Genomic DNA, 23,771 nt, shown 5'->3' with positions numbered 1-23,771 from the left:
CCCCACACTTTAGATCTGAACTATTTCCTTACCTCTTACCGTCATTTTCACAACAATTCCCTTTTCTTCACTTTCACCAATGCGGAGAAGCCCTAGATGCATCATCATTTGAATGACACGTTCTTCCATAATCATCTGTGACGTATCGTAGTAGAACGGCTTAATCAACCAGCCTAAAGCCTCATGTAACGATGTAAGCGTAACCCAATCACTACAACATTGATCAATCCAATAGACTAAAGACGATAAATTAGGAATCGGTCGTTTATACAGTCTTAACCAGAATTGAACCATTCGTACCATTTCCTCACTTTCTCCTTGCTCCAACCATTCCAGCCCTAGCTCTGTTAGTTTTAATCTATGATCTAACTCATCAATATACCCCTTATGGAATGCGTAATCATAGATTAAAGCTAATCTAACTGGATATACATGAAAGGTCCTTCCATATCCAAATCTCCATCCTCCTTTTGATAACAAAGGTTCTGAAATATGAAAACTGTCCATAATCTGTTGCTGATTCCTTCGATACATCGTGTACTCCTGATTCATTTCAATCTCCTGCTGTTGAACATAACGCAGAAAGAATCCCAAATCTTCTTTCAGAAGGCCCTGTTCTTCGCGATAGACCGCTGGTTCACTTGAACTTATAATCATACTTTTCAAATAACCGCCTAATTCCTTGCGGAATCTATCCTTCAGATCGCGTGGAATCTGGAAGAGATACTTTGTATCCTGTGATAACCCATTGAAAATCCAACCACTTCTTTTGAATCGAGCAATCGTGTCTCGAGGATTTAATTTCTTCACCTGTACATTCGAGCTGTCTGCCTCTACGCTCTGAAAGGAAGTTTGGCTAATAATTGCAATGAACTCCTCCAGATTGAAGAATTGTCGATCATCGAACAGAATAGCGTTAAGAAATCTCAAATCATCCACGGAGAGACAACGAATCTGTTGCCCTATAAATTCCCTATGATTCAAAGTCACTAAAATACTTTGAATTAACTCATGTTTCGAATTCTGCTTGCATTCGCATTGGTAGTGGCTTGCAATCGTTGTCAGCTGCCCAATATCAGCAAACGTGAGCATATCCGCTAGATTCATGGTTCGATTCATGGTTCATCGCCTCACCGTTTTAGTACCATTATTGGTAGTTACTCCTCATTTGATACCTAAAAAAAGAAAAACGCCTTCAGCATAATTGATCGGGGGTTCGGAGAATTCAGGTAGTGGGAGTAATATCCCTCTAATCGAAACAAGCTGATATGACGAGAGTCTCCAACTGATTCCGCGATGTTAAGCCAACAAAAAAGACTATCCTTAGTCAGTTTATGACTTATAGGACAGCCCAATTTACTGTATCTTCAGTAAATGACGATTACAATTGTATAATAGAGGCTTCCAATTCAAATCCTCTTTCTCCAAAATTGTTAATGATAAATTTCCAATTCTCTCCGTATATATATCGTTGTACATCGCTATATATAATTGGGCAAGAAAAGCGCCGTGACTTATAACGAGAATATTTCTGTCAGGATACCTTTTCCACATGTCTTCCAAAAAGGCAAGACCTCGCACTTGAATGTCTTCATCCTTTTCCTGACCGAGATCTAGCTGATTCCAATCCTTACCCCACTTCTTCTCCCGTTGCTCGGCTGTTAACCCCTCTACTTGTCCGAAGGAGCGCTCTAACAGTCGTTCATCAGGTTCCATTACGGGAATGGACAATATCGATGCGATAATAGCTCCTGTCTCATCTGCACGTGTTAGTCCGCTGCTAATCACAGAATCCCACGTATAGGATTCTTCTCTTAGTCGTTCGCCTAAAGCTACGGCCTGTGCCCTACCCTCATCATTCAAGGGAATATCCGTTTGACCCTGAATCTTCCCTAATGCGTTCCAGTCCGTAATTCCGTGACGGATCAATCCTATCTTCATCCTCTTATCCTCCAATCCAAATAACGTTTCCTAAATCAACGACGAATGCGACTTAACCTTCGTAGGGAGTATAGCGCTAGAGCTACACTTATAGTAGATAGTACCATCCAATAAAGAGGATGCGTAGGACCCATATTGATCACCAGAGGTTCAATGATTCCGCTATTCAACTCAGGAATAATATAAGTTGCTTCCGTAGAACTTCCTGCAATCTCAGTGGGAAAGATACCATTCGATGATACGATTTCAATCTTAGATTTAGATGGATCTAGCTTAATAAAAAATAAGAAACTTATAAAGAACAACATAAGGCAACTAATAATCCATACTGATAGTCTCTGTCTTGTCGCTACTGGTACTTCAAATGGCTTACTCTGATCCTGTATCAACCACGGAGATTCGCTAAATATCCGATCCATTACCTGCCGATTGATAGATTCCGATCTTAATTCTGTCCATTCATCACTTAAATCATGCATTAGCAATCGGCTTTCTTCCCAAAGCTCGAATTCAGCTGAACACTCGCTACAGGTTGCTATATGTTGTTCTAACATAAGCCTCTTCGGATGATCTATGGATATATCCCACATCAACCCGAATAATTCCTGAGCCTCACAGCATTTCATCTGTTCGTCATCCCTTCGAATTCGTCATTAGTGTCGTTATAATAGTAAGGTTCCAGTTGTATTTTCACACTAGAGCGTGCTCGAAATAAAAGCGATTTCACAGAACTTACACTTTGTCCGAGTATATTAGCGATCTCCTGATAGTCTAATTGATCATATTCTCTTAGAATTAAGGCAGAACGCTGCTTCTCAGGCAAATTGTTGATGGCAGATCTCACCATATTGACTTTTTCATTACGAAGAATCGCTTGTTCTGGTGCCACTTCAAAGGGTGCAACAGGAACAAATCCACTCTCATCAAGCGGAATATTTACACTACGTTGTTTACGCAATTCACTTAAGACCGTATTCCGAGCGATCGTATATAGCCATGTGGAGAATGAGGCATCCACCTCTCTGAATGTATGGAGACTGCGGTATGCTTTGTAAAATGTTTCTGAACAAAGATCCTCCGCCATAAGCTCCATATTAGAACTCTTTAGCATATGATAGACAAACGCTAGTATTTTACGCTGATAACGACGCATTAATACGGAGAAAAGTTCGACATTCCCCTCTTTAATCTCTCGAATCATCTGGGAATCCGACATATGTATGCGACCTCCTCGCCAAACATCCACTAAATTTGTGCCATTTCAAGCCATTATGTATAGACAAATTTCCCAACAATCCAACAATCATTCCTAAAACATTGTAACATAAACTGCATTGATAGTCAGTTAGATTGATAGATTCCCCCATATTACCAATTATATATCTACATATCCTTCTTTTAATTTTCGGTTACTTTCACCGCCCCAATCATCATCTTGGAGCACCATCGCTTGTATTTTCACGTCAGCTGGAACAAAAGTTAATTTATAAAAAGTGTTCTCATCTACACAAACCTCATAATATAAGTCGTATAATTTTTTCTCATGAAGGGGCAATTGAATAGGTATAGCAGTACCCACAGATAAAACCTCCAGCTTATCCCGTTCTAATACTTCAAATGGAACTACAAAACATCTCTGTGTGTATCGACCTAATGTAAATTGCTCTTTAAACACCAAGCAAACCTCCGCTTTAAAATTACCATCGAGTAACGGATCAAAGGTAATATATCCAGGATGAATAATAACCCCCTGTTCTACATTTCCATCCCCCCATTGACACAAGGTCTCATCAAATGTCCTAGAGCGAATTTGAATTTGATGATGTGAAATATGAAGCTGTATCCTTTGCATTTCTTCCTTCATCTCTAGCCTCCTAATATATGTGTATGCACTCTGAATCAAAGTTATATTAACTCATTCCGTGTTTTCAAATACTTATATAATATGATACCTGCGAATGAACATATAAGAGCACATAATCCAATAAATCCATATCCAGCTTGCAATCCACGTAATAAACCTATTTCTGTATCGACTCCGTATACATTCTTTACCCCATCTGTAATCGCTCCAATCAGATAATTACCGATGACGCTGCCAACCCCCATCATGGTCACAGTAAAGGTGATCGCTGTATCACTTCCAGTTGGATATCTTTTAGCAATAAAGGCCATGACCGTAGGATATATAGGTGCAATACCAATACCCGCTAAAGCAAAGAAAATCGCGGCCGGTTCACCTACCAGGATAGCTATAAAAGTACAAATACCAGCAAATGCTGATAATATGATGATCGAAAGATTAAATCCTATTTTATCAGTAACAGGTCCTAAAAAGAGTCTTGCCCCCGAAAAGAAAAGAAAGAAGGTGGATAGCATCCCTGCCGCAGCTGTTGTATTCCAATCGTAAGATTTCTCAAGAAAATTGACAAGCCAGCCGCCAACTGCCAACTCAGATACCACTCCGAAAGAGAGTATTGCAACTAATAGCCATAGGGCCGGGTCTCTCATTAATACTTTTAACGGAATTCGATCCTCTTCTAATAAATCGTCCCCTGGGAAGCGACTCATCAACGCCGGTATCATAGGTATGACCGATAAACATAACATCACGAGATACATTCCTCGCCAATCCAATGTATGATTGAATACAGTTAACGTCATTAACCCGGAAGCCAGCAAGGGTGCGACTGTAGAGCTAAGCCCATAGAAGAAATGTGACAAGTTCATCATCGTTCCCGTATTTTTCACAAAAATCCGAGCTCCAAGTATAGCTAATGCGATCTCAAGCATTCCATTTCCAATGTACATCAAGAAATAAGATGCAGAGAAGAATGTATAGGTATGGGAAACAAAAATAAGAATCCCGGAAATAATCATAGATCCAAAGGCAATCATACTCGCCCACTTTATTCCTATTTTTCTTGTTAATATAGCTGTGAAGGAACACGCAATAAGATAACCTAAGGCATTCAGTGATAATAATGTACCTAGCTGAATTTCGTCAAGATTGAAGCTCATCTGTATTCGTGGAATGGCAGGTCCCTTAATATTTTCAGAAACACCAAAAATAATGAACCCAATGAATATCGTAGCTAACTGTAAAGAATAATTTTTATTGAATACTTTTTTGCGTTGAGTTTTCATTTATAACTCCCCTAATCTGATGTTGTAATATGTATAATATCGTAATCTAGCTGTGTATGCTTTCATTATATTAACTTGTAGTTTAATTTTGCTATCCTATCGAATGTAACTAACACTATCAAAACTGGAATTATCAACGCAAAATTTGTATAGTTCTATATGAAAGAGTTATACAAATGACTTAAGAAACGAAAGGTTGATTACCATGTTATCATCAGTTGAGATCCACCGTAGTGAAGCACCTTCATCTGTTCGTTGTATGATTATAACAGTCTCTGATACGCGGACACCAGAAACGGATGCAAGCGGTGCCTTATTAAGGGAACTCTTGGAATCCTCTGGATATGAAATAACAGACTATCAAATTGTACCCGATTCATACGAGCAAATTCAGTCTGTTATTGGTGAAGGTATACAGAATCCTTCCGTAGAAGCTATTCTTCTAAATGGCGGTACTGGAATTGCCTTAAGGGATACGACTTATGAAGCCGTTTCAGATATCCTCGACAAAGAAATGCATGGATTCGGAGAAATTTTTCGCTATTTAAGCTTTACTGAGGATATCGGAACAGCAGCTATTCTAAGTCGAGCCATCGCAGGTGTATGTAATCATAGAGCCATCTTTTCGATGCCTGGATCTACGGGGGCGGTCAAGCTTGCTACAACTAGAATTATTATCCCTGAACTGCGACATGTTATGAGAGAAATTTATAAAGATCTATAATATCGGCTAAATAGCGAACATAGATACCAGTAAGAAGAATACGACACTTACAATTTCAATCATACCCACTTTCATCGGGCGCATCTGCTTGCCACCGTATACGAATGAACGAATGAGCGCAAGACTATACGACAACATCATCCATGGGATACCTACAATCCAAGGTATAACGAGTAGGATCACATGGTAGATGCGAGTGGCCATCAGCCAGCTTTTATCTCCTCTTTTGCGAAAGACAGATTTCACGAAAAATACAGTGCCTGTAAAATATAAAAAGTTAAACAAAATAACGACCATCATCGTATAGTCCCAACTCCCACCACCCACCAAATAGGCAGCCGCTCCTCCAAGTGAAAAGATAATAATAGCGCAGAGGTCGTTAACGATCTCACGTTCAGATCTTTGCTTGGCATGCCAAATATTAACTAGCAGCAAGCCGACAAGTGGAATTGCGAAATACAATAACTCCGTGTACATATAAAGTGGTAATCCAACACATATTAGGGCAATCACGGCGTATATAACACCCCATTTAATAAATCGTCCACGATTCGATTTTTTCTTCATCGCTTGTAGTAATGGATATGATGCCAAGTATAAAAATAACCAAGCTAAAAAGAGTAGCAGGTGTAACCACTGAGGTCTACCTGCCATCATTCCCATTATAAAAGGAACACTCACCATAGCCCATCCACCATGTTCATGGGGAATTACGATATTTCTCTTCACTACATGATCACTCCATCCTACCTAATTTATTACATCAGATTATACCCTTCATTCATCCTTCCTTCTACCCGTTAGCAGTAGCAACATGAAGGAGAAGAACACCATTGAGCCCGCCCAAGCGAAGGCCATCGTGTTATTCCCACTGTCTACCGCCACATAAATAGCTGTCGGTATAGTCTGAGTCTTACCTGGAATATTGCCGGCTATCATTAATGTAGCTCCGAATTCACCCAATCCACGTGCGAAGCTAAGGATATAAGCTGTGAGAACAGATGGAACCGCTAATGGTAAACAAATATGCCAAAAAAGCTGCCATTCATTAGCCCCTGCCGAACGACCTGCTTCTTTCAAATCTTTGTCTACTGAGGAAAATCCCAGTCTCATCGTTTGATATACAAGCGGAAACGAAACTACAATAGAGGCTATTACAGCTGCCCACCATGAAAAAATAATCGGTGCCGAAAAGATCCACTCCATAATGACACCGATGATACTTCTTCTCCCCAATGACACTAATAGAAAAAAACCCACTACCGTTGGCGGAAGCACCAGTGGTAGCATAAATGCTGTCTCCAGCAATACTTTTCCTTTAAATGTCGCCCTTGACATCCACCATGCGATCGCTACCCCACTAATCGTTGCTACTATACTTGACAATAACGCTACTTGCATAGACAACCTGATGGGATCCCAATACTGTTGCCAATTCATCACGGCTGTGTCGTTTGCGATGCAGATATTGTAAATCCATACTTTGTAAATACATTCAAGGCTTCCTCAGAATGGAGATAAGACAATAGATTTTCTGCTTCCTTCTGATGCTTCGTCTCTTTTACGATTCCGAAAGGATATTCCGCAGTTGTATACGTTGAAGGATCTACTGTATATGCCATTTTCACATTGGAAGTTAATAGTGCATCTGTTTTGTACACGAAACCAATATCTGTATTTCCTGTCTCTACATATTGAAGTACCTGGCGCACATCTTTCGCTTGAACTAACTTCGGCTGTAGCGCATCCCATACATTATCATGGGCCAAAGCTTCTTTGGCATAGTTCCCAGCAGGAACACTTTCTGGAATTCCAAGCGCAATCTTGCTAATTCCATCTACAGATAGATCTTCCGATTTCTCAATCGTTAATTTACTATCTGTAGGAACGATTACAACGAGTTCATTCATTAGAACATTCATTTGCTGAGCCTCTTCGATGAATTGCTCCTGGACTAGCTCATTCATCACCTTCGTAGATGCGGATAGGAATAAATCTGTTGGAGCTCCTTGCTCAATCTGTTGCTTCAGAGCACCCGATGCACCAAAGTTAAAGTGAAGCTTAATATTCTCATTCCCCAACTCATAAGCTGTTTGTATTTCATTCAAGGCATCCGTCAAACTGGCTGCAGCTGAGATCGTTAATTCTACCTCTTCAGGTGCTACTGTTGCCGTATTACAACCAAACAATGATATTAACATGACAGCTAGCAACATAAATAACATCATATGGTTAATCATTTTTTTCATTATTATAGCCTCCTTATCCGCCAATTTGTGACATTCTTCGAATAGTCGGAGTCTGAGTCGTCTGTTCGTCTAGTAAATGCTTAGACATTTCATGAGTTTCTGGCTTGGTGCCAAGAGCTTCCATAAACAATTGACGAATGGCTTCATCATCGCCAATCACTCGGCGAACTTGGAATTGCTCAGACCATGCCAGACAAGGTTTAATATATCCATCCGCCGTAAGACGGAGTCGATTACATGTTTGGCAGAAATGATTACTAATCGGATGAATGAGACCGAAGCTTCCCTTAGCCCCATGCAGTCTATAATTATCCGAAGGTCCATTACCTTGAAGCGATGATACAGGATCGAATGTCCAATGATTGTCCGTGCACACGTCAAATACTTGTTGTAAAGGCTGGTATAAACTTTTCCACTGTGAATCATGGTGACCAATGGGCATATATTCGATAAAGCGCACGCTAATATCTCGTTCCAATGTCAGCGCAAGGAAGTCCGCGATTTCATCATCGTTGATTCCTTTCATCAGCACGACATTCAATTTAATCGGTGAAAGTCCTACTCTCAAACATTCATCAATGCTCGCTAGTACTTTATTAATATCGCCACCACGTGTAATCGACTTGAAACGATCCGCTTGCAAAGAATCCAGACTGATATTCACACGGGATAATCCTGCTTGCTTCAAGCGCTCTGCTCTTTGAGCTAGAAATATCCCATTCGTAGTTAGTGCGATATCCTCAATACCTGGTATTTGGCCAAGCATTCCTACAAGGACGTCTAATTCTTTACGAACAAGCGGCTCTCCACCTGTCAAACGTAATTTGCGTACTCCCATTCCTGCTAGCACTCTGACTACTTCGGTAATTTCTTCATAAGTTAAGAGATGTCCTGCTGGCTCAAATTCCATTCCTTCTTCTGGCATGCAATAGATACAACGTAAATTACAACGGTCTGTGACCGATATGCGCAAGTAATCATGTTTCCGTCCGAATGGATCGATTAATGATGAAACCTCCATATGCTTATTCCCCTTTCGAAAGCGTGACAATGACGTCGCATTATGATCATTCATTCCCTGCTTCTATTTGCGGCTGTCCATCTGGATATGCATTGTGTCCTAATTGATCTCCAATCCACTCTGAGCCATCTTCCCACTGTTCTTTCTTCCAGATTGGCACGATCTGTTTGATTCGTTCGATGATATATTCATTCGCTTCATAAGCTGTCTTCCGATGTGGAGAGGATACAGCAATAACAACGGCAATATCGGAAATATCCAAATGCCCTACCCGATGAGTAACAGCTGTTTCGCTATCTGGCCATCGTTCGCGCACTTCCTGTCCGATCCGCTCTAATTGAGCGATGGCCATCGAAGGATAGGCTTCATATTCTAGATAAAGCGTTCGTTTACCGTAAGTAATCTCGCGAACCGTACCTAAGAACAGCGTAATGGCTCCAGCTTCCCGTCGCTTGACTTTACTTGTTACTTCTTCCGGAATGATAGGCTGATCGGTAATGACATACCTTGACTCGTTCATCTTACTTTCACCCCTCTCCATGCTAAATGGCATGACGGGCATAGTCGCCACTCTTTCCACCGCTTTTATGCTCTAGATACGTGGGACCGAGAACCATATCTTTATCCACGGCTTTGCACATATCGTAAATCGTTAATCCGACGACTTGGGCAGCCGTGAGCGCCTCCATCTCTACTCCTGTAACACCGGTTGTTTTAACAATTACGCGAAAAGACAAAGTCTCCCCATCCACCTCAGCGAAAGTGATGTCAATCCCTGTTAAAGGTAACGGATGACACATCGGAATGATGTCCGCTGTTTTTTTGGCAGCCATAATACCCGCTACTTGCGCCACGGATAGAACATCACCCTTGCCGATCGAACCTTCTCTAATTTTGTTTAACGTCTCCGGACGCATTTGAATTTGGCTTTTGGCGATAGCTATTCTTCGAGTCTCTGTTTTGTCACTGACATCCACCATATGCGCTCGACCCTGATCATTGAAATGGGTGAAATCCGAATCGCTCATCATCGTTATCCTCCGCTTACTGGTGGTATAAAAGCTACAATATCATCTGGCTGAATGAGATAATCTCTATCGACGAATTGTTCATTGACCGCAATCATAGACTGACCTATCGATACGTTCGGATAACGTTGTTGAAATTCCACCAGCATGTCTGTCACAGTAATTGGTCCAAGCTTTAACGACAGGCTCGAAGCCCCGCATTCTTCTCTCAAATGAGCAAATAATAACACTTTCATTTCTCCACCTCCATTGCGCTATGAACCAATGTAACGATAGTATAATTCCTTAGCCAACTCTGGATCCGCCGTCCCATGAATCAATGCTCTGCCATCCTTAAATATAACGAGACGATAGCTCTCTTCATGGATCTGAACTAAATACGGATTATGGGTCACCTGATCACTTCGCTTCTGTGCAGCAATAATCAATTGATCCATATTTAATGGTGATACACGGGAAGGGCGAATCCATACCGTTGATCTACCACATAATACTTCTGTTCTCGGCGAATCATCCTCTTGCATATAAGGGTACGTTGGAGAATTTCCACAAGTTAAACATTCTTCTCGCCTTAGACCTGTACTAACCTTGATGGATTGGAACAGATTGGACCATAGATCGAACACCTGATATTGATTGGACATACTCTCTTGATTTCCCGTCAGCCATTTCAAAGCTTCAGCAGATTGCATGGATACGACCATTTGTACTGCAGGTGCAATGATTCCATTCACTTCACAATTCGCCGCTGAGTGAGGCATGCTAGATAATAAACAGTGCAGGCACGGAGTTGGCTGATCAGGTAGGAAACAACACATTACACCATAGCTTCCCGAACAAGCACCGTATATCCATGGAATGTTATATTTGTAGGCAACGTCGTTGATCATATAACGAATGGAAAAGTGATCCGTCGCATCTATCATCAAGTCCACCTTAGACGACTCAACGAAACGAGCCAAATCAGCTGCCGTACAATCCAACACATGCGCCTCAATGTTGATGGTAGAATTAATATCTTGAAGTCGCCGAGCTGCCGCCACTGCTTTGGGCAATTGTTCCTCGGCATCCTGCTCGCTATATAGTGACTGTCTCTGTAGATTGCTCCACTCCACATAGTCGCGATCGATAATCGTAATCTTGCCAACGCCTGAACGAGCTAATATTTCTGCGTTACCGGAACCAAGCGCCCCAGCTCCCACAATCAGAACATGTTTATTCTCAAGTTCGATTTGCCCAGAAGAACCAATCGATGGAAAGCTTTGTTGTCTCATATATCTTTCACTGCGCATACCGGTATCCTCCTCATTCAATCTCTCAACATAGCCAAATACTGCTCTGGCGTATCGACATCCTGGGTGAAATCAAGTGGGATACCATGAGCACACCAATCGGATTCTTTAAGTTCCAGCCATTTAATCAATTCCAACAGCACTGAGAGCCGATACTGCTTCGTTTCGATCAGATGGATGATAGGACATAGCACTGCGTCAGGTCGATAGACCCCATGAAGCATTTGATGCTTACCGCCTATGACAGGTATTGCAGCAGCATAATGACTCTGCTGCAATCGATTGACCATCAATTGCGCTGCATGAGTAGATAGATTAGGGTAATCGCATCCCATCACCCAAGCAAATTCTGTCTGTATTTTCAAACAAGCCGTATGGATCCCTGTCAATGGTCCTTGGCTAGCATAAACATCGGAAAGATACACAATTTCTCCTAGTGAAAGTTTTGTATATACAGCAGGTTCAGGTGTTACGATGATTATTTCTTGGCAAATGGTTCGCATCATTCGTACTTGCCGTTCAATAAGCCGTTCTCCCATAATGGGTAACAACGCCTTATTGTATCCGTTCATTCGCGAATTACGGCCACCCGCCAATATGACGCCAGTCACCATGGGAACACCACCCTTTATTTCCGCTTGCGGTACAGCACATAACTTCGTCTTAAATATTGGATAGGCATACTCAGCATGTGGACAAGTCTAGTAAACGGAAATACTGCGAAGAGAGCTAGACCCAGCATCACATGTATTTTGAAAATAAGCGGAACATCACTCATCAACGTACCATCTGGCGAAAAAGTCAGAACACCACGTATCCACGGTGATATCGTCTCGCGATAATCAAAATCGGTATTGCCTGTTGCATTAAATATCGTTGCAGCCATCCCAACTACAACGATAATCGTTAACAAAATGATAGATAACATATCGCCGAAGCTACTTGTCTTACGTACACGTGGATTAGATAAGCGACGATATAGAAGAATTAGACATCCCGCCAAAGTTAGAACACCTGCAAGACCGCCAGCATAAATTGCCATCGAATGATAGAAATGATCACTGATTCCAATCGCTTCAAGCCAAGCTTTCGGGATGAGAAGCCCTCCTATATGCCCGAATAATACAAGCATAATACCGACATGAAATAGAATACTTCCATAGCGCAGCATCTTCTTTTCTAATATTTCACTTGATTTGGCTGTCCAGCCGAATTGGTCGGTCTGGTAGCGATAATACAGTCCAAGGAAGAAAATGATAACAATCATATACGGATAAATAACCCATAGAAACTGGCTGCCCGTCGACATTACGATTGCCCCCGATCTACGCGATTCACCTCTTGATTGCCAAAAGGTGAACCTCCGCCATATCCTGCAGCAGCCCACATCGGACCCGGACCACAACCACCCGATCCCGCATCATTCCCGCTATAAGCGATAGAAGCATCGAAATGGAAAGTACCTTCCTTCACGGACGATTGATCGATCAACATCAATATACCTGCAAGCACATGGCGATATGGACTTTCCGCTGCAGTAAGCGCATCCTGAACCGTTTCTAGCGCTTTACGGAAGGAGATCAGTAAGGAAATACCTTTATCCTCTTCTGCTACGGCTACATACTCCAGCACGAGTGGCAAATAATCAGGGAGTTCTTCACTAGTTAAGAGCATGTCTTCTTCCTCATAAATTTGTTTCAGTTTAAGCAAAGCAGGCCCCCGCTCACGTTCCTCACCGAGCTGACCGTAAGTTAAATATAGATTAGCTTTTTTACTGAAATCGAATGTTCTCACATAATTCTGAGTGATCGTCTCCGAGTCCATACCGACGAACTCGGCAATACAATCACTAGCCAAACTCTTGAGCATCTCTACGCTATTGGCATCATCTTCCTGAAGCAGGTGACACCAATCAACGAACATCTCATCTGCTGACTCCTGCCACTCAATATCTGGATATTGCAACAGAAACGACATCATCATCCAACTCGAACGGAGCGTCATATCCTTCATTTAAGATCATCCTCCGCACGGGCCTGGTCCGCCCGCCATATTTGTAAATCCGCATGCTCCTTGCTCGGTATACAGGTCAGCAATTTCTTCACGATGCGCTGATGGAATAACAAACCGATCTTCATACTTCGCAATGGCTAGTAAACGATACATCTCTTCTACTTCCTTCGCTGTCAAGCCGAAACTTTCCAGTAGTTCAAGATTAGGTTCTTTCTTCAGATTGCGTGAACGCATATGAGTTCGCATGATGGCCATCTTCTTAAGCACAGTCTTGATAATCTCTGTATCACCTGCTGTTAATAGATTCGCTAAATATTGAACAGGAATACGCATATCATCAATCGCTGGGAAAATATCATCCTCTGTCGCTACCGCACCTTTCCCTTCAACCAAATTCGTAATTGGACTAAGCGGTGGAACGTACCACACCATTGGCATCGTTCGGTATTCCGGGTGAAGCGGAAGGGCAATTTTCCATTCTACTGCCATTTTATAAATAGGAGAGCGCTGAGCAGCATCAACCCAATCTTCCGGTATGCCCGCTTCACGCGCTGCTGCGATCACTTCAGGATCAAATGGGTCTAAGAAAATATCAAGTTGCGCTTCGTATAACTTCTGTTCATCCTCTACCGAAGCAGCCTCCTCAACACGATCTGCGTCATAGAACATCACGCCTAGATAACGAATCCGACCAACACATGTTTCAGAACAAACCGTTGGTAGACCTTGCTCTATCCGTGGGAAACAGAGTGTGCACTTCTCAGCCTTATTCGTTTCCCAGTTGAAATACACTTTTTTATAAGGGCAACTCGTTACGCAGAATCTCCATGAACGGCAAGCATCTTGATCCACCAAGACGATACCATCTTCCTCACGTTTATACATCGCACCTGAAGGACAGCTTGAGACGCAAGATGGATTGATGCAATGTTCACAGATTCGTGGGAGATACATCATGAACACCTGTTCGAACTCCATACGAACCGATTCTTCAAGTCCAGCCATATTAGGATCACGCAAGCCTGTTTCGTGAACCCCTGCCAGATCATCCTCCCAGTTCGGCCCCCACTTTATTTCCATATGCTCCCCCGTAATTTGCGATTTCGGGCGTGCTACAGGTTGGTGCTTACGCTCTTTCGTTTGATTTAATTTCTCATATTCATAATCCCAAGGTTCGTAATAATCATCTATCGTAGGTTGATCTGGGTTATGGAAAATATTAATCAACCGTTTGGCACGGCTTCCAGATTTAAGTTCCAGTTTGCCCTTCTTAAGCTCCCAGCCGCCTTTATATTTGTCTTGATTCTCCCATTCTTTCGGGTATCCGATTCCAGGCTTCGTCTCGACGTTATTGAACCACATATATTCGGCACCCTTACGGTTAGTCCAAGTATTCTTACATGTAACGGAACATGTATGGCATCCGATACATTTATCTAAGTTCATGACCATACCAATCTGCGCTTTAATCCTCAAGCCAATTCACCTCCGTAAGTTTACGTATCACAACATTCAAGTCACGTTGGTTACCAGTAGGACCATAATAATTGAAGCCGTAGCTTAGCTGTGCATATCCACCGATCATATGTGTCGGCTTCACGTGAATCCTTGTAGGGCTGTTATGTGTTCCCCCCCGTGTCGATGTTACATCCGTTGCGGGAACGTTGATTGTCCGATCCTGAGCATGATACATGAAGCACATTCCTCGTGGCATCCGGTGCGTCACAACTGCACGAGCAACAACCGCACCATTCTGGTTAAAGCATTCAATCCAATCATTATCCTTAATATCCGTATCCGCTGCGTCATCCTTATTCATCCAAATCGTAGGACCTCCGCGGAACAATGTGAGCATTGGAAGGGAGTCATAATACATACTATGGATCGACCATTTACTGTGCGGAGTCATGAAATTCAATACGATCTCTTTGCCTTTCACACTCGGTCTCTCCTTAGCGGTATGGAATGGTGCATGTTTCAGTGTTGGCTTGAAGATCGCCATATTCTCACCGAATTCCGTTAACATCTCATGATCGACGAAGAAATGTTGCCGTCCTGTCAACGTGCGATATGGAATCATTCGCTCCACATTCGTTGTAAATGGTGAGTATCTCCGACCATGCTGTTCCGTTCCGCTAAATGCAGGGGAAGTTATGACAGTCTTTGGCTGTGCTGTAATCTGGGCAAAAGTAAAGCGCTCGTCCTCACGATCCTCAGCTAAGTCCTTCAGCTTCAGTGCCGTCTTCTTCTCCAGCGATTCCCACGCCTTAACAGCCATCTTCCCATTGCTTGTTGAAGATAACGTCATAATCGCCTCTGCCATATGGAGGTCAGTTACTAACTTCGGACAACCTTCGCTCACACCCGGCTCATCGACTACACCGTTGAGTTTCTTTAACAGCTCATATTCATCATCCGCTGACCAATTCATTCCTTTAATTCCATAAGGTTTGTCCTTCACTTGTCGTCCAAGCGAGATCATCTTCTTATACACTTGTGCATAATCCCGCTCCACGATAACAAACTTCGGCATCGTTTTACCTGGAATGGCTTCGATTTCTTGCCTACTCCAATCGCGTATTTTACCGTATGGTTGCGCCAACTCGTCAGGCGTATCATGCAACAAAGGTACAGAGACGATATCCTGTTGCGGTCCATCAAATTGACCTTCTGCCATTTCAGAGAAACTTTTGGCAATCGTCTTGAACGTTTCCCAATCCGATCGTGATTCCCACAATGGTGGCACTGCTGGGTTGAATGGATGTATAAATGGATGCATATCTGTTGATGACAGATCACTCTTCTCATACCATGTCGCTGCGGGAAGTACGATATCTGAATAGACAGCCGTACCTGACATCCGGAAATCAATATTAACCATCAGATCAAGTTTGCCTTCTGCCGCTTCATCTCTCCACGTAATTTCTTCAGGACGAATGGTATTCGTATCATCATTAAGTAGACCATTGTGCGCACCAAGTAAGTACTTCAAGAAGTATTCATGACCTTTACCTGAACTTGAGATCAGGTTCGCACGCCATACGAACATCACTTTCGGATGATTCACTTCCGCGTCTGGATCTTCCATGGCAAACTTCATTTTTCGATCCTTTAATTGCTGCGCCACATACTGTGATATTTCTTCTGGTGTTGTTGCACCAGTGGCATTGGCTTGACTCACAAGATCAAGTGGGTTCTCATCGAACTGCGGATAAGATGGTAACCAGCCAAGTCTGGATGCGAGCACATTATAATCGGCATAATGCGAATAGCGTGCTTTATCCACAAGCGCTGAGGTATGTCCTTCTACCGGATTCGATTCGAACCGCCATTGATTCGTTGCAAAGTAAAAGAAGGATGTCCCGTTCATTTGACGAGCAGGCATCGTCCAATCTCTTGCAAAGGCAACGGTAGCCCAACCTTCTGCTGGACGTAGCTTCTCCTGTCCAACATAGTGAGCCCAACCTCCACCATTGACACCTTGGCAACCTGTCATTAATACCAAGTTCAGAATGCTGCGATAGATCGTATCGGAGTTATACCAGTGATTGATTCCTGCACCGACGATAATCATCGAACGCCCTTGACTTTCAATGGCATTGGTTGCAAATTCACGAGCAATTTGAATGATAGACTCCCGATCAACGCCCGTAATGACCTCCTGCCATGCTGGCGTATAGGCTGTATCTGCATCGTCGTAACTGCCTTCACCAGATGCGTTCACACCATATTGCGCTAACATGAGATCAAAGACGGATGTCACTCTAATCGTAGAACCATCCGCACTTGTAACCGTCTTGAACGGAATGCTACGAGTTATAATCGTTTTGCCATCGTCATCAAAGTAAGGCAGGCTAATATCTACATTTCCATTCGCTGTCTGACCTAGGCCAAGCTGAGGAGTGATATCTTCACCTGTGACCGTATCAACTGGATTCAGGTTCCATTTCCCATCCTCACCCCAGCGAGATCCAATCGATCCATTTGGAATATGAAGTTCACCTGTATTCTCATCGATTAGTACCGTTTTCCATTCCGCATTATTCGTCTCGATACCTAAATCCTTCGCCGTTAAGAAGCGATCTGCTGTACAGACGCCCTCTCGCTCTTGCAATATAATGAGAAATGGGAAATCTGTATATTTTTTCGAGTAATTCTCGAAATACTCCGTACGTTGTAACACATAGAACTCTTTCAAAATAACATGACCCATCGCCATTGCCAGTGCTCCATCAGTACCTTGCTTCGCTTGAAGCCACTTGTCGGCAAATTTGACGAATTCCGCATAATCCGGACTGATCGATACGACCTTCGTTCCACGATAGCGTGCTTCAGTCATGAAATGAGCATCTGGTGTTCTCGTCATCGGAAGGTTAGAACCCCATACAAGCAAATAGCTTGAATTGTACCAATCGCTGCTCTCAGGTACGTCTGTCTGGTCACCCCAGATTTGTGGTGAAGCTGGCGGTAGATCCGCGTACCAATCGTAGAAGCTAAGCAATGGTGAACCGATCAAAGACAGAAAACGGGAACCAGCTGCATAGCTAATCATCGACATCGCTGGAATGGGCGAGAATCCAAAGATTCGGTCTGGACCATATTGTTTGATCGTATACAGTAAAGACGCAGAAATAATCTCAGTGACCTCTTCCCAAGATGCGCGAACCATCCCACCCTTTCCTCGGGCGGATTTATAGATAAGTTTCTTATCTTCATCCTCAACAATAGAAGCCCAAGCCTTAACAGGATCACTCGAAATTTGACGAGCTTCTCGCCACATATGAAGTAATTTGCCACGAATATAAGGATATTTCACCCGAAGTGGACTATACAGATACCAAGAGAAGCTTGCTCCACGAGGACAGCCACGTGGTTCAAATTCTGGCATGTCAGGACCGGTTGTCGGATAATCCGTCTGTTGTGATTCCCAAGTAACAATGCCGTTCTTGACGAATATTTTCCAGCTACATGATCCTGTGCAATTGACACCATGCGTAGAACGAACGACTTTATCATGCGACCACCGATTACGGTACATGTCTTCCCAAGAACGATCAGCCGTTGATACTTCGCTCCATCCTTCAGCATTCTTTTCTCGCTTGCGGAAAAATGTAAGCTTTTGCAGTAGTGGGTTGTGCTTCTTCATTCATTCATCTCCTTACGCCTTATTCTACTTATCATTGTAGACTTTACAGTTGGCATAAAAGAGAGGGGAAAACCCTCATTCTTTCAAGGGATTTCCCTAGTTTTGATAAAATCCTGACATCAATCTACATTTTTAATGGTTTAAGGTTGGAGGGGAGTAAAGATATGGCGAGCGAGCACACGCTGTTCAGGACAGCCTCTTCGTCATGAATGGAGATGATTGGAGTATTGCGGAATTTCTTCGGATTCAACCAACTGACCCACAGACGTACGTCAGTTGTCTCTTGAAGCAGAGCCTCCATTTGCTCCGACTCTCGTATGAGTGCGATTTTGGGGTATGGTGCACTTTTAAATCCTTCTGCAATCAGAATATCAACCCGACCGATCAACAATTCAGCAATTTCCGGTAATGTCGTCGGCTCCTGGCGCATCCAGCGGGTAGCGGTATTTGAAGTGAGGACTGTTTCCACAGCCCCATGTGTTAGGTGCTTACTACTATCCGTTCCAAGTTCATCTAGTTGGAATCGGTGGGCATCATGCTTCGCCGAACCGACCCTTAACCCAGAAGACGCAAGTGCTGCGATCAGCTTACATGCAAGTGTTGTCTTGCCACTATTTTTGAAGCCTACAATTTGTAGCACTGGTAAGGGTAATGATGGGGATGTATCATCCAAACTTAAATTCACTGACATTAGGTTCTCTCCTCTACAACGGAATGACTTCGATAAGCGTACCCGCCTCGTAGCCCTTAGGTGAACCCGGGAGACAGATAAGACAATTGGCATCGCGTAGAGATACCGTTACGCTTGACATGTCACGGCCTACTGGTGTTGCTTCCAACATTCCTTGCTTACTGGAAATGACACCACGAACGAATCGCGTAGAACGATCAGATTTCAAATAATCGACGGTTAACGTAGCAGTCATACGCTTCTCAGCAATAAGTTCAGCTCCCATCATGCCGCGGATAGCGGGACGAAGAAACAGCCGGCTGCCAACGTAGCATGCTGCTGGATTTCCAGACAGTGCAAAGAGCGGCTTACCATGCCATAGCCCATATGTTGTAGGGCTACCCGGTCGCATCAACACTTTGTTAAACTTCAAATCTCCGTCCCAAGCTTGCATCACGTCATACATAATGTCATGATCCCCAACCGATACTCCGCCCGTCGTTACGACGACATCGTATGCTTTAAGGGCAGCAGTCACCGTCGTTCTAGCTAATTCAGCATCGTCCGGAATACGATCCAACACGATGGGAATCCCACCATAATCCATTACCATTGCCGCAACCATATACCCGTTACTGTTGCGAATTCGACCTGGTTCAAGCGGGTCCCGAATATCTAATAACTCAGCTCCCGTCGTTAGAATGGCTACTCGCGGCTGCCGATATACTTCAACAGAAGCAACACCGAACATAGCAAGTAGAGCCATTTCTCCCGGTCCAATACGAACACCCGGTCGAAGAACAGTCTCCCCTTCGCCAATTTCAATTCCTATGGGAGAGACATTGTCACCTGAAGTAACTGTTCCCTTCACACTACATGACTCTTCATCCGGCAAGTCTATGCTACCTTCCTCGGTCATCTCGTACTTAATAACAGCATCTGCTCCATCTGGAACAGCCGCACCCGTCATAATCCGCGCACATTCCCCCGTTCGCAATCTCAATTCCGAGGTTGTCCCTGCTGGAATATTATCCACCACTTTTAATGTTACTGGCGTTTGAATTGTGGCATGAGATGTATCAGCACTCAGAACCGCATAACCATCCATACCCGCACGACGAAAATGCGGGACAGGCTGAGGTGCAACAACTTCTACTGCCAAGTATCTTCCGACACTTTGCAGAATCGTCAGTACCTCTGTATCCATTAAACGAACGGAGTCTAGCACGATATCAGTCGCTGCTTGTACACTAATCCCTTTTCGCATAAAGGTCTGCTGATGCTTTCTACCACTCATAAGATGATCCTCCTCGTGCCCGAACCTTTGTTGTTACTCAGTCCCTCCTGTTTAAATCTTTCAGAGGTTGGCTCAACTTCGCTGAAGACTCCCACGTAGTAACTAGCTTCTCCAACGTCATTGTGCACCGTATTGATGCTAATATGTTGCAAGAAAAGCTCGCCACTTTTCTTCTTGTTCCAGATTTCCCCGCTCCAAGCATGATTCTCCTTCAGTTGCTTCCACATCGTTTCATAGAAAGTCTGATCATGACGACCTGATTTGAGAAAACCTGACTTTTGTCCGATGGCCATCTCTGCTGTATAGCCAGTAACTGCTGTATACGCAGGATTAATATTAATAATCGTTCCTTTTTTATTCGTAACAAGAATAGCCTGTGAGGTGCATTGAATAATCTGTTCCGCTAGTTTCACTTGATCCTGCCAGTACAGATAGAGTACAAGTAACAAGCTGGATAGGGCGACCATAGACAGAGCCATGAAACCAATAGCATAATGACCCGTTATTGCGAGTAATAGTGACAGCATTAGCGGCGGGAAGAATCCTCCGAGACCCCCAAGAGCAGAGATCAGTCCGTTAGCGATACCTGCTTGCTTCGAGAAGTATAGCGGCACCAATTTAAATAGCGTACCATTCCCCGTTCCCGCACAGAATCCAATGAGTAAACATCCCACCGAATACAACATAATGGATGGCGAGAATGCGAGCAGGATGCCCCCGATCGTCAATCCACTAAATACATACGCCAATATTTTAAATGGATTAAGCTTATCTCCAAGCCAGCCGCCAATTGGGCGCATTATTGTAGCGAGTAGCACAAAGCCCGCCGTACGTAGTCCAGCATCTATTTTGCTAATTCCAAAGTGTTGGACAAGGTGATTCGGTAGAAATACAGTGAAAGCTACAAAAGAACCAAATGTTATAAAGTAAAAGAAGCACAAAAGCCACAATTTCTCATTTCGATAAATCCCTTTAATCTGCTCCATCAATGGCGTTGTCAATTTACTTTCTTTCCGATCTCCCACGAATAAATTAGCAAGAGCGAATACGATGAGTAGGATCAGATAGAACTGTACCGTCGCCCGCCAACCAAACTGTGTTGCCAATATAGGTGCGAAAAATGTGCTCAGCGCTGAGCCGATATTTCCAAGTCCGTAAATCCCATTGACGAATCCATGTTTCTCCCTTGGGTAATATTTAGGTAAAGAGGTAACGCCTACAGAGAACGTTGCGCCTGCAATCCCAAGAAATAATCCACCCACGATGAGATCGGCAAAGCTCGTAGCTTTACTGATGTAGAACACCGGAACCAATAGGACGACGAAGCTAATCAGAAACATCAACCGAGCTCCATATTTGTTCGTCCAATAACCAAATGGTATCCGTAAAATGGAACCGAGTACGATCGGTACCGCTGTTACTAACGATAATTGACCTGGTGTTAGCAGTATGCCTTCCTTAATAAAAACAATTAGTGATGATAAGATGCCCCAAACAGCAAAGCCTAGCACAAGACTTAACGTTTGTAGTGGCAGTATTGCTTTGGATGGTTTCATAACCATGCCTCCCCATTAGACGAATCGAACTACTATCCATTATCATGCGAGCATGTTACGAAACAAAGTGGGGAATTCCCTCATTTATGTGTAGGAAATTCCCCATTTGCAATCTTTTTAGTTATGCCAATTCATTTCATCAAGTAAAAAACGAGTAGGAATGGTAAAGCGAACGGATTGCTTTTCCTTCTCAATCACGATTTCCAGATCACATTTAAGTGATTTAAGCTGTGGCATGACAGGTAAGAAAAGTTCTTGTGATGCGGGATGAAATAAATAACCCTCAAATTCAATCAATGTCTGTCCGAACTCGTCTTGACCGATAACCAACTTGGCAGGTACGGTTGAAATATCACACTCTTGTATCAAAAATGCTAGAATCTCTAAAATTTCTTCTTGTCGTTGAGAGCTTAATCTTGTTATTCGCTGATCTAACAGTTCACAAGTCATCCCTGCTGCCTGTGCTTGACGAAGTAGCTTGCGAAAAGGTCTAACTGCCTCCTTTGTTGTAGACTCCAAGTCACGATCTAACGTATACATTCCATTCATCTCCCCAGAATCTACACAATCTATCGGTTCTTCATCATACAATAGGGCAAGAACGCTAGCACATGTCTGTACACTCACAATATCTTCCTCCGCAAATTCCCGCCTGCTACGCTGACCAACGAGGAGCACCCCATAGGCTTGCCGATCTATATGTATGGTAGATTTTATTGTAACACCCACGCCTGAGGATAGAGATTCTACGAGAAATATCGGGTATTCTAACACTTCATCCTGCATCCCTTCAGGAAATTCAGTGACAACATGCGGGGTCATCCCTTGCAACACCTTGCCCGCCATTCCCCTGCCCATTCGAACCGCAATCTTTTTGTATCGCTCTGAGTAAGCCCCTAGCGCGAACCGCCAATAAATATCTCGATATTGACCATCCGTCAACGCTACAGCCACGAAATCCAGCTGCATCTTCTTCTTAAGTCTCTCCAACTCCCTTTGAATCCTCCGTTGCAGCGTTGTGCTGTTAATCAATATCCAACAACCCCCTTCTATACGCCAATTTGATCAACTCACGGCGGTTGTCTAACTGCAGTTTTTCCATAATATTGGCTTTATGGTTTTCAACCGTCTTCACACTAATTAAAAGCAATTCCGCCACTTCTTTATTCGTATAGCCTTTTGCAACAAGACTAAGAATTTCCTTCTCACGTTCTGTAAGTGATTCGAAAAGATCCTTCGGATCTCGTGTCTGGCCTTGCAAATATCCTTGAACGACCTTCTTAGTCGCTGATGGGTGCAAATATACAAGTCCCTGGTGAACTTGAGCGATGGCAATGACGAGCTCAGATAAAGGCGCCGATTTCAATATATAACCTGAAGCACCTGCTTTGAGCGCTCGAAATAGGTACTGTTCATCATCATGCATCGTTAGAATAATAACCTTTACCTCAGGCATCGATTGCAAAAGTTCCCTCGTCGTATACAACCCGTCGCGACCGTTCGGAAAACTCAGATCCATCAATACAATATCTGGTTTAAGTTCAAGCGCCTGCTTGATGCAGGATACACTATCCGCCGCTTCACCAATGACTGTAATATTTGTCTGTGCATCAAGCACAGCACGTAGCCCGCTTCGTACGACAGCATGATCGTCTACAATAATAACTTTCACTTTCAATATAAACCC

At 43.3% G+C, this 23,771-nt stretch carries 25 protein-coding genes; 1 reads left to right on the top strand and 24 read right to left on the bottom strand.

Going from position 1 to position 23,771, the window contains the following annotated elements; translation table 11 throughout:
• Positions 1-9 precede the first annotated feature (9 nt).
• The 6 genes from AC1TO9_RS02995 to AC1TO9_RS02970 all read right to left on the bottom strand — a co-directional run bounded on the left by AC1TO9_RS02995 (position 10) and on the right by AC1TO9_RS02970 (position 5,088).
• Positions 10-1,119: a hypothetical protein gene (locus AC1TO9_RS02995; RefSeq protein WP_482058287.1), complete on the bottom strand. Its 1,110-nt coding sequence runs from the start codon at positions 1,117-1,119 to the stop codon at positions 10-12.
• Positions 1,120-1,356: 237 nt separating this feature from the next.
• Positions 1,357-1,941, bottom strand: coding sequence for a histidine phosphatase family protein (locus AC1TO9_RS02990; RefSeq protein WP_482055060.1), 585 nt, complete (start codon positions 1,939-1,941; stop codon positions 1,357-1,359).
• 35 nt (positions 1,942-1,976) lie between these two features.
• Complete coding sequence (locus AC1TO9_RS02985; RefSeq protein WP_482055059.1) at positions 1,977-2,567, bottom strand: anti-sigma factor family protein; 591 nt, start codon at positions 2,565-2,567, stop codon at positions 1,977-1,979.
• Positions 2,564-3,157 carry an RNA polymerase sigma factor gene (locus AC1TO9_RS02980; protein ID WP_482055058.1) on the bottom strand — a complete coding sequence of 198 codons (594 nt, stop codon included), beginning with the start codon at positions 3,155-3,157 and terminating at the stop codon, positions 2,564-2,566. The genes AC1TO9_RS02985 and AC1TO9_RS02980 overlap by 4 nt, the downstream gene beginning before the upstream one ends.
• A gap of 159 nt (positions 3,158-3,316) precedes the next feature.
• Complete coding sequence (comJ, locus tag AC1TO9_RS02975) at positions 3,317-3,805, bottom strand: competence protein ComJ (RefSeq protein WP_482058286.1); 489 nt, start codon at positions 3,803-3,805, stop codon at positions 3,317-3,319.
• Positions 3,806-3,846: 41 nt separating this feature from the next.
• The gene (locus tag AC1TO9_RS02970; protein ID WP_482058285.1) at positions 3,847-5,088 is read right to left on the bottom strand and encodes an MFS transporter; all 1,242 of its coding nucleotides are present in this window, start codon (positions 5,086-5,088) and stop codon (positions 3,847-3,849) included.
• A gap of 205 nt (positions 5,089-5,293) precedes the next feature.
• On the opposite strand from AC1TO9_RS02970, the gene AC1TO9_RS02965 reads away from it, so the two are divergent.
• Positions 5,294-5,812: a MogA/MoaB family molybdenum cofactor biosynthesis protein gene (locus AC1TO9_RS02965; protein WP_482058284.1), complete on the top strand. Its 519-nt coding sequence runs from the start codon at positions 5,294-5,296 to the stop codon at positions 5,810-5,812.
• Positions 5,813-5,818: 6 nt separating this feature from the next.
• Here the strand turns inward: AC1TO9_RS02965 and AC1TO9_RS02960 are convergent, their stop codons facing one another.
• From AC1TO9_RS02960 to AC1TO9_RS02875, 18 genes are all read right to left on the bottom strand, one after another.
• Positions 5,819-6,541, bottom strand: coding sequence for a YwiC-like family protein (locus AC1TO9_RS02960; RefSeq protein WP_482055054.1), 723 nt, complete (start codon positions 6,539-6,541; stop codon positions 5,819-5,821).
• A gap of 48 nt (positions 6,542-6,589) precedes the next feature.
• A complete protein-coding gene (gene modB, locus AC1TO9_RS02955) occupies positions 6,590-7,213 on the bottom strand; it encodes a molybdate ABC transporter permease subunit (protein WP_482058283.1) in 624 nt (207 codons plus the stop codon).
• Positions 7,214-7,251: 38 nt separating this feature from the next.
• Positions 7,252-8,061, bottom strand: coding sequence for a molybdate ABC transporter substrate-binding protein (gene modA / locus AC1TO9_RS02950; protein WP_482058282.1), 810 nt, complete (start codon positions 8,059-8,061; stop codon positions 7,252-7,254).
• A 13-nt stretch (positions 8,062-8,074) separates the two neighbouring features.
• Complete coding sequence (gene moaA / locus AC1TO9_RS02945) at positions 8,075-9,082, bottom strand: GTP 3',8-cyclase MoaA (protein WP_482058281.1); 1,008 nt, start codon at positions 9,080-9,082, stop codon at positions 8,075-8,077.
• A gap of 46 nt (positions 9,083-9,128) precedes the next feature.
• Complete coding sequence (locus AC1TO9_RS02940) at positions 9,129-9,602, bottom strand: molybdenum cofactor biosynthesis protein MoaE (RefSeq protein WP_482055050.1); 474 nt, start codon at positions 9,600-9,602, stop codon at positions 9,129-9,131.
• 22 nt (positions 9,603-9,624) lie between these two features.
• Complete coding sequence (moaC, locus tag AC1TO9_RS02935) at positions 9,625-10,110, bottom strand: cyclic pyranopterin monophosphate synthase MoaC (protein WP_482058402.1); 486 nt, start codon at positions 10,108-10,110, stop codon at positions 9,625-9,627.
• A 5-nt stretch (positions 10,111-10,115) separates the two neighbouring features.
• Positions 10,116-10,346: a MoaD/ThiS family protein gene (locus AC1TO9_RS02930; RefSeq protein ID WP_482058280.1), complete on the bottom strand. Its 231-nt coding sequence runs from the start codon at positions 10,344-10,346 to the stop codon at positions 10,116-10,118.
• An 18-nt stretch (positions 10,347-10,364) separates the two neighbouring features.
• Positions 10,365-11,402 carry a ThiF family adenylyltransferase gene (locus tag AC1TO9_RS02925; RefSeq protein WP_482058279.1) on the bottom strand — a complete coding sequence of 346 codons (1,038 nt, stop codon included), beginning with the start codon at positions 11,400-11,402 and terminating at the stop codon, positions 10,365-10,367.
• A gap of 17 nt (positions 11,403-11,419) precedes the next feature.
• Positions 11,420-12,016 (bottom strand): molybdenum cofactor guanylyltransferase, encoded by a 597-nt coding sequence (gene mobA / locus AC1TO9_RS02920; protein WP_482058278.1) that lies wholly within the window; start codon positions 12,014-12,016, stop codon positions 11,420-11,422.
• 14 nt (positions 12,017-12,030) lie between these two features.
• Positions 12,031-12,711: a respiratory nitrate reductase subunit gamma gene (gene narI / locus AC1TO9_RS02915; RefSeq protein WP_482055046.1), complete on the bottom strand. Its 681-nt coding sequence runs from the start codon at positions 12,709-12,711 to the stop codon at positions 12,031-12,033.
• On the bottom strand, positions 12,711-13,415 hold the full coding sequence (gene narJ, locus AC1TO9_RS02910; protein ID WP_482055045.1) for a nitrate reductase molybdenum cofactor assembly chaperone: 705 nt from the start codon (positions 13,413-13,415) through the stop codon (positions 12,711-12,713). The genes narI and narJ overlap by 1 nt, the downstream gene beginning before the upstream one ends.
• 6 nt (positions 13,416-13,421) lie before the next feature.
• Positions 13,422-14,891, bottom strand: a complete 1,470-nt coding sequence (narH, locus tag AC1TO9_RS02905; RefSeq protein WP_482055044.1) for a nitrate reductase subunit beta — start codon at positions 14,889-14,891, stop codon at positions 13,422-13,424.
• Entirely contained in the window at positions 14,881-18,561 is a 3,681-nt protein-coding gene (locus AC1TO9_RS02900; RefSeq protein ID WP_482058277.1) for a nitrate reductase subunit alpha, read from the bottom strand. Before AC1TO9_RS02900 ends, narH begins: the two co-directional genes overlap by 11 nt.
• Before the next feature lie 124 nt (positions 18,562-18,685).
• The gene (mobB, locus tag AC1TO9_RS02895; protein WP_482058276.1) at positions 18,686-19,252 is read right to left on the bottom strand and encodes a molybdopterin-guanine dinucleotide biosynthesis protein B; all 567 of its coding nucleotides are present in this window, start codon (positions 19,250-19,252) and stop codon (positions 18,686-18,688) included.
• A 13-nt stretch (positions 19,253-19,265) separates the two neighbouring features.
• Positions 19,266-20,528 carry a molybdopterin molybdotransferase MoeA gene (locus AC1TO9_RS02890; RefSeq protein WP_482058275.1) on the bottom strand — a complete coding sequence of 421 codons (1,263 nt, stop codon included), beginning with the start codon at positions 20,526-20,528 and terminating at the stop codon, positions 19,266-19,268.
• Entirely contained in the window at positions 20,525-22,084 is a 1,560-nt protein-coding gene (locus tag AC1TO9_RS02885) for a nitrate/nitrite transporter (RefSeq protein ID WP_482055040.1), read from the bottom strand. The genes AC1TO9_RS02890 and AC1TO9_RS02885 overlap by 4 nt, the downstream gene beginning before the upstream one ends.
• Positions 22,085-22,201: 117 nt before the next feature.
• Positions 22,202-23,116 carry a hypothetical protein gene (locus tag AC1TO9_RS02880; protein ID WP_482058274.1) on the bottom strand — a complete coding sequence of 305 codons (915 nt, stop codon included), beginning with the start codon at positions 23,114-23,116 and terminating at the stop codon, positions 22,202-22,204.
• A complete protein-coding gene (locus AC1TO9_RS02875; RefSeq protein ID WP_482055038.1) occupies positions 23,109-23,762 on the bottom strand; it encodes a response regulator in 654 nt (217 codons plus the stop codon). The genes AC1TO9_RS02880 and AC1TO9_RS02875 overlap by 8 nt, the downstream gene beginning before the upstream one ends.
• Positions 23,763-23,771 lie beyond the last annotated feature (9 nt).

The sequence above is a fragment of the Paenibacillus sp. Y916 genome (assembly GCF_056786435.1).
The sequence above is the reverse complement of the archived record's forward strand: the minus strand, read 5'-3'. Positions and strand labels throughout refer to the sequence as shown.